General features: G+C 72.1%; 6 protein-coding genes and 2 pseudogenes. 6 read left to right on the top strand and 2 right to left on the bottom strand.

Features of this window, described 5'->3' with window-relative positions:
- Together ALMP_RS15785 and ALMP_RS15780 are read right to left on the bottom strand one after the other, a co-directional pair.
- Positions 1 to 131 (bottom strand): annotated as a pseudogene (locus tag ALMP_RS15785) (peptidoglycan bridge formation protein FemAB); the annotation flags it as partial.
- A 78-nt stretch (positions 132 to 209) separates the two neighbouring features.
- On the bottom strand, positions 210 to 3,116 hold the full coding sequence (locus ALMP_RS15780) for an FAD-binding and (Fe-S)-binding domain-containing protein (RefSeq protein WP_264928402.1): 2,907 nt from the start codon (positions 3,114 to 3,116) through the stop codon (positions 210 to 212).
- Between the two features lie 142 nt (positions 3,117 to 3,258).
- On the opposite strand from ALMP_RS15780, the gene serC reads away from it, so the two are divergent.
- The 6 genes and pseudogenes from serC to ALMP_RS15755 form a co-directional block, all read left to right on the top strand.
- The gene (gene serC / locus ALMP_RS15775) at positions 3,259 to 4,377 is read left to right on the top strand and encodes a phosphoserine transaminase (RefSeq protein ID WP_264928400.1); all 1,119 of its coding nucleotides are present in this window, start codon (positions 3,259 to 3,261) and stop codon (positions 4,375 to 4,377) included.
- 277 nt (positions 4,378 to 4,654) lie between these two features.
- On the top strand, positions 4,655 to 5,281 hold the full coding sequence (locus tag ALMP_RS15770; protein WP_264928398.1) for an NADPH-dependent F420 reductase: 627 nt from the start codon (positions 4,655 to 4,657) through the stop codon (positions 5,279 to 5,281).
- 118 nt (positions 5,282 to 5,399) lie between these two features.
- Positions 5,400 to 5,816 (top strand): hypothetical protein, encoded by a 417-nt coding sequence (locus ALMP_RS15765; RefSeq protein ID WP_264928396.1) that lies wholly within the window; start codon positions 5,400 to 5,402, stop codon positions 5,814 to 5,816.
- A 78-nt stretch (positions 5,817 to 5,894) separates the two neighbouring features.
- Positions 5,895 to 6,332, top strand: a complete 438-nt coding sequence (locus ALMP_RS15760; protein ID WP_264928394.1) for a hypothetical protein — start codon at positions 5,895 to 5,897, stop codon at positions 6,330 to 6,332.
- Positions 6,251 to 6,559 (top strand): GMC oxidoreductase, encoded by a 309-nt coding sequence (locus ALMP_RS44385; RefSeq protein WP_375803494.1) that lies wholly within the window; start codon positions 6,251 to 6,253, stop codon positions 6,557 to 6,559. The genes ALMP_RS15760 and ALMP_RS44385 overlap by 82 nt, the downstream gene beginning before the upstream one ends.
- A gap of 116 nt (positions 6,560 to 6,675) precedes the next feature.
- Positions 6,676 to 7,086: pseudogene (locus tag ALMP_RS15755) on the top strand (hypothetical protein); the annotation flags it as partial.

Below are 7,086 nucleotides of genomic sequence, written 5' to 3'. Positions count from 1 at the left end.
CCGAGCCCCCCCCCCCGCCAGTCGGGCTTCACATCGCCCCACGCGGGGATCTGCATATGGCTCGCGGAGGGCAGGGCCGCGACGAACGCCAGGTGCTCGTCGCGGGTGATGGGCTGGACACGCAGGCTCATACGCTGGGCTCCTTCGAGTGACCATCGCGGTCACGGCGTACGGCTGGTGCCCGTCCTCGCATGACCGTTCCGGCCAGATTAGGCCCTGCCGTTCGGACATCCCGGCGTCGCGGAACGCGCGGGCGTTTCCCCGGGCAGCGCCTCGGCGAGCGCCTCCGCGAGATGCGCCCCCCGCACGCCCGCCAGCTGGTCCAGCTGTGTACGGCAGGAGAAACCGTCGGCGAGGACGACCGCGCCCTCCGGGGCGTTTTGTACGGCCGGCAGAAGCTGCTCCTGCGCGCACGCCCGTGACACCTCGGTGTGTCCCTTCTCGAAGCCGAAGTTGCCCGCGAGGCCGCAGCAGCCGCCGCTCAGCTCGCCGGTGAGGCCGGCCGCCGCGCGCAGCCGCCGCTCGGCCGCGTCGCCGAGGACCGCGTGCTGGTGGCAGTGGGTCTGGCCGACGGCCGGACGGTCCAGGCGCGGCGGTCTCCAGCCCGGGGCGTGCCGCTCCAGGGCCTGCGCGAAGGTGAGGACGCGGGCGGCGAGGCGGGCCGCGCGCGGGTCGTCGTGCAGCAGCTCGGGCAGATCGGCGCGGAGGGCGGCGGCGCAGCTCGGCTCCAGGACGACGACGGGTGCGTCCGTCTCCAGCACCGGCTCCATCAGGTCGAGGGTGCGGCGCAGCACCGCGCGCGCGTGGTCGAGCTGGCCGGTGGAGATGTACGTCAGGCCGCAGCAGACCCGGCCGCGGCGGGCCGTCAGCAGGGCCGCCGCCGAGCGCGAACGCCCGTCCGCGACCGGACGCCCGCGCATCCGCAGCGTCGGCGGCAGCGCCACCCGCAGCCCGGCCGCCTCCAGCACCCGGACGGCGGCCCGGCCGACGGACGGCGAGAGGTGCTCGGTGAACGTGTCGGGCCACAGGACGACCAGGTCGCCCGCCTCCTCCAGCCGCGCCCCACGCCTGCGCCACCACCCGCTGAACGTCTCCCGCGCCAGCCGCGGGATCTGCCGCTCCGGCGCGATCCCGCCGAGCCGTTTGGCGACCGCCGCGAGCGGCCCGACCGAGGCCAGCGCGTTGAGGACGCCCGTCGCGCGGGCGCGGCTCGCCCAGCGCAACCACTGCGGCAGCCGCCCCATGCTGTAGTGGGCGGCCGGGCGACGGCGTCCGGCGTAGTGGTGGTGGAGGAACTCCGCCTTGTAGGTGGCCATGTCGACCTCGACCGGGCAGTCGGAGCGGCAGCCCTTGCAGGACAGGCACAGGTCCAGCGCCTCCAGCACCTCCGGCGACCGCCAGCCGTCGGTGACCAGTTCACCGGCGAGCATCTCGTGCAGCAGACGGGCGCGGCCGCGGGTGGAGTGCTGTTCCTCGCCCGTGGCCCGGAAGGAGGGGCACATCACGGCCGGGCCGCTCGCCGCCGTCGTACGGCACTTGGCGACGCCGACGCAGCGGCGGACGGCGGCCGAGAAGTCGCCGCCGTCGCCGGGGTAGCCGAAGGCCACGGCGACGGGCTCGCGGGGCAGGACCGAGAAACGCAGGTCGCGGTCGAGGGGCGCGGGACGGACCAGCATGCCCGGGTTGAGCAGGTCGTCGGGGTCCCAGACCGCCTTGGCCCGCTCGAACAGGGCCACCGTCCGCGCGCCGTACATACGCGGCAGCAGCTCGGCGCGGGCCTGCCCGTCGCCGTGCTCCCCGGACAGCGAGCCGCCGTGGGACACCACCAGGTCGGCCAGCTCCTCGGAGAACCGCCGGAAGCGGGCGATCCCGGCGTCCGTGAGCAGGTCGAAGTCGATACGGACATGGATGCAGCCGTCCCCGAAGTGCCCGTACGGCGTGCCGCGCAGGCCGTGGGCGGTCAGCAGGGAGCGGAAGTCCCGCAGGTAGGCGCCGAGCCGGGCGGGCGGAACCGCGCAGTCCTCCCAGCCGGGCCAGGCCTCGGAGCCGTCCGGCATCCGGGTCGCCGTACCGCTCGCGTCCTCCCTGACGCGCCACAGGGAGCGCTGCCCGGCCGGGTCGGTGACCACGGCCGCGTCCACGACGTCCGCCGCGCGCACGATCGTCTCCGCACGCGCGCGTGCCTCCCCCGCCGTGTCGCCGCCGGTCTCCACGAACAGCCAGGCCGCGCCGCGCGGCAGACCCTGCGTCGACGGCACCAGGTCGGCGGCCATCCCCTCCACCGTCAGCGGCCGGTACGGCAGCAGCCCCGCGGCGGCCTCGGCGGCGGCGCCCTCGTCAGCGTACCCGAGGACGGCGAGCGCACGCGCGCGGGGTGCCTCGACGAGGTCGACGACCGCCTCCGTCAGCACGCCCAGGGTGCCTTCCGAGCCGCAGAAGGAGCGGGCGACGTCGGCGCCCCGCTCGGGCAGCAGCGCGTCCAGCGCGTAGCCCGAGATGCGGCGGGGCAGCTCGGGGAAGCCGGTGCGCAGCCGCGCCAGCTCGCCCTCCACGAGGTCCCGCAGCCCGTCCGGCGCGCCGGCCCAGCCCCGCCCGAGCCGCAGGCGCTGCCCGCGCGCGGTGACGACGGCCAGCTCCCGCACGTTGTCCGCGGTGGTGCCCCAGGCCACCGAGTGGGAGCCGCAGGAGTTGTTGCCGATCATGCCGCCGAGGGTGCAGCGGCTGTGCGTGGAGGGGTCGGGGCCGAACCGCAGGCCGTGCGGAGCGGCGGCTTCCTGGAGCCGGTCGAGGACCAGGCCGGGCTGTACGACGGCCGTCCGCGAGCCCGGATCCAGGGTGACCAACCGGTTCAGATACCGGGTGAAGTCCAGCACCACGCCCGTGCCCGTCGCCTGCCCCGCGATCGACGTGCCCCCGCCGCGCGCCACCACCGGCACACCCCGGGTCCGGCACACCTCGAGCGCCGCCGCCACGTCGTCCGCGTCACGCGGCGCGACCACGCCCAGCGGCACCCGCCGGTAGTTCGACGCGTCCATGGTCACCAGCGCCCGGGCCATGACGCCGAACTCCACGTCACCCCGGACGGCCCCGCGCAGTTCCCCCTCGAGATCCGTCATGCCTCCAGCATGCACCCCGTCACTGACAGTGACGACAGCTCGGGGTCCGTCGTAGATCCCGACAGGTCCAAGCGGCGGAGATCTCGTCTCATCGAACGGACATCTCCCCGTACCGTTTCCCCCACGGGATACCCTCCGCCTCGTGGCTGAGATCCAGATTCCCGCTGACATCAAGCCCGCCGACGGACGTTTCGGCGCTGGCCCCTCCAAGGTGCGGACGGAAGCGCTGGACGCGCTGGCCGCAACCGGTACCTCCCTGCTCGGCACCTCCCACCGCCAGGCCCCGGTCAAGAACCTGGTCGGTCAGGTCCGCGAGGGCATCTCCCAGCTGTTCCGGATCCCGGACGGCTACGAGGTGATCCTCGGCAACGGCGGCTCCACCGCGTTCTGGGACATCGCGACCCACGGCCTGATCGAGAACAAGTCGCAGCACCTCAGCTTCGGCGAGTTCTCCTCCAAGTTCGCCAAGGCCGCCAAGCTGGCCCCCTGGCTCGCCGAGCCCACCGTCATCTCCTCCGACCCGGGCACGCACCCCGACCCGGAGGCCGAGGAGGGCGTCGACGTCTACGCCTTCACCCACAACGAGACCTCGACCGGCGTCGCGGCTCCGATCCGGCGGGTGCCGGGCGCCGACGAGGGCGCGCTGGTCCTGGTGGACGCCACCTCCGGCGCCGGCGGCCTCCCGGTCGACATCGCCGAGACGGACGTCTACTACTTCGCCCCGCAGAAGTCCTTCGCCTCCGACGGCGGCCTGTGGATCGGCGTCTTCTCCCCGGCCGCGATCGAGCGCGCCGAGCGCGTCCACGCGTCCGGCCGCCACGTCCCGGAGTTCTTCTCGCTGCCGACGGCGATCGACAACTCCCGCAAGAACCAGACGTACAACACCCCCGCGCTGGCCACCCTCTTCCTGCTCAACCAGCAGCTGGAGTGGCTCAACGGCCAGGGCGGCCTGGACTGGTCGGTCCGCCGCACCGCCACCTCCGCGCGCACCCTGTACGGCTGGGCCGAGGACAGCAAGTACGCCAGCCCCTTCGTCACCGACCCCGCCAAGCGCTCCCAGGTCATCGGCACGATCGACTTCACCGACGAGGTCGACGCCGCCGCCGTCGCCAAGGTCCTGCGCGCCAACGGCATCGTCGACACCGAGCCCTACCGCAAGCTCGGCCGCAACCAGCTGCGCGTCGCGATGTTCCCGGCGATCGACCCGGCGGACATCGAGGCACTGACGAAGTGCGTGGACTACGTCATCGAGAAGCTCTGACAGCTTCCTCCGTACGACGACGGACAGGGGCGCCCGATGCGAACAGCACCGGGCGCCCCTTCCCGTCAGCGCGCCCCTGATCGGCTTATTCGGTACGCCCCTGATCGGTTTACTCGGTGCGGCCCTATCCCTCGGTGCGCCCCGTCCGTCGCACGGACCGGCGGCGCCAGGCGCTCCCGTCGGCGGGGCCGACGACCGCGGACCTAGGTCTTTCGTGCCGTCCGTGTGAGCCTGCGGGCCGATTCGCCGGGTCCGGGGCGGCGGCTAGCGTCGCGGCATGCGAATAGGACTACTCGGCACCGGCAACGTCGCCCGGGCACTCGCCCAGGGCTGGACCACCGCAGGACACGACGTGCTCCTCGGCTCACGCCACCCCCAGGAGCGGAAGGACATCGGCCTGGCCGTGGCCGGCCTGAGCGAGACGGCCGCCCACGCGGAGGTGCTGGTCAACGCGACCCCCGGGAACGTCTCCGTGGAGCTGCTGCGCTCCATCGGGGCCCCGGCCCTGGCCGGCACGTTACTGATCGACGTCGGGGTCGGCCTCTCCGACGACTTCACCGAGCTCTCCCACCCCAACAGCAGTCTGGCCGAGGAGATCCAGCGGGCCTTCCCCGATACGCCGGTGGTCAAGACGCTGTGCACCATGGACTCCACCGCGATGATCGCCCCGGACGGTCTCGACGGCCCGAGCACCGTCTTCCTCTCCGGCGACGACGCCGAGGCCAAGCGCACCACCGGCCGGCTGCTCACCGACCTCGGCTGGCCGCCGTCGTCCCAGCTGGACATCGGCGGCATCACCACCGCACGGGGTCAGGAGCACTTCGCGCTGCTCTTCATGGGCATCGCGGGCGGTCTCGGGGACCACACCTTCAACATCAAGGTCGTCCCCCGCGCTTCCTCGTAGACCATGCCGGTGCCGTGCCCGCCCCCGTCCGGCGAAGGGAGCAGTGCGGGCGGGCCCGCGGTGGCGGATCGCCTGGGCGGCGGATGTACTCTCCCCAGGTGTGCGAAAGGGGAACAAGGTGCTCAAAGAGCTCGTCGCGGGTCAGAAGTCGACGGTGGTTCAGGAGACCAGCTTTTCGCACGACCTTCTCGGGCGCTTCGTCTGCAACACCTGGGAGGAGGCCACCCAGAACGGTGGGCCGCCCTTCGACGCCGTCGTCATCGGCGGAGGAATGTACGGGGCGTACTGCGCGGCCAAGATCTTTCGGCGGGCCGCCGGGAAGCGGATTCTGCTGCTCGACGCCGGGAAGTTCCTCCTGCCGGAACACATGCAGAATCTCGGGCGTATCGGGTCGGGAATTCCCGAGCCCATCGACCCGGCGAACGATCCGCTCGTCGCACGGGAATTCGTGTGGGGCGTTCCCTGGCGGGGCAACGTCGAATTCCCCGGCCTCGCCTACTGCATCGGAGGGAAATCCCTCTACTGGGGAGGCTGATGCCCCAGGCTGACCCCCGGCGACCTCCAACGGTGGCCGGTCCCGACGGCGCAGTACTTCATCGCCAACTACCCCGACGTGGAAGGCGAGATCGGCGTCGACCCGAGCACCGACTTCATCACCGGGGACCTGTACGAGGCTCTGCTCGCCCGGCTCCCGGCCGTCACCGTCGCGATCCCGCAGATCGAGACGGCGGTGGGAACCCAGGGCGTCGAGGCGCCGCCGCTCTCCGTGCAGGGCCAGGCCCCCGCCTCGGGGCTGTTCAGCTTCGACAAGTACAGCAGCCTGCCGCTGCTCATCGACGCGGTCCGCCAGGACGTCGACGCGTCCGGCGGCAACGACACGAACCGGCTGCTCTTCGTCGTGCCCGAGGCCCATGTGATCAAGGTGCACGCGGGCGACGGAGTCGCCCAGGGAATCGAACCGCTCTCGATCTGGCCCAGGGACTCGCCGGCAACGCGGCCGACATCGACTACCACTACGACGGAGCCTGGCAGGCCACCCCCTTTCCCCTGACCCGCCCGTTCCCGGAATGGCACCTGGGCCTGGGAACGACGTACCACGAATCCGGCACGCTGTGGATGGGCGACAATCCCCAGACATCGGTGACCGACTCCGTGGGCCGGTTCCACCACGTGAGCAATGCCTACGTGTGCGACCAGTCGCTGTTTCCCACGGTCGGTTCGGTGAATCCGGTCCTCACAGGTCTGACTCTGGCCAAACAGATAGCCGAGTCCCTCTGACGCCTTGAATCCCTCAGGCGCCTTACATCCCTGTGACGTCTTGGGCTTTCGGTGAGAGGGGCGCTCGGCACGGCAGTTGCCGCACCGAGCGCCCCTTCGTCGTCAACGGGTCCGCCGTGCCCCGATTTCACGACTGCGTCGCGCAGGCGACCGGCGAGATCGTCGCCAAGGACTCCAGCGAAACGTGCACCACGGACACCGACGGGCTGAGATCCTGCACCACCAGCTACCGCCTGGACGTCGCCTTCGGCGATGGCACCCAGCCGCTGGCCGTCGGCCCGAAGACCTACCGCGCGACGGACCGCGGCGCCCCGGCCGAGCTGCGCCTGTGGCACTGGGAGGTGATCCGCCTGACGGCAGGAGACCACGTCGAGACCTACCCGACCTCCTCGGAACTCGCCTTCCTCTGCTGGCTGCTCCTCGCCTGGCTCCTCCTCGCAGCCGCACTCCTGGCCGTCTTCGGCCTATGGCTGCACCCCCTCCTGTGGGGCTGGCTCGTACTCACCGTCCCATACGTGCTGACCACG

Origin of the sequence: Streptomyces sp. A012304, assembly GCF_026008495.1 — a bacterium.
Lineage (GTDB): Bacteria > Actinomycetota > Actinomycetes > Streptomycetales > Streptomycetaceae > Streptomyces.
This window is presented reverse-complemented; position numbering and strand designations above follow the sequence as displayed.

What these genes read in the sequence shown, in the direction of transcription:
- ALMP_RS15780 (WP_264928402.1), bottom strand. Translation starts at nt 3,116, where the DNA reads ATGACGGATCTCGAGGGGGAACTGCGCGGGGCCGTCCGGGGTGACGTG.
- ALMP_RS15770 (WP_264928398.1), top strand. Translation starts at nt 4,655, where the DNA reads ATGCGAATAGGACTACTCGGCACCGGCAACGTCGCCCGGGCACTCGCC.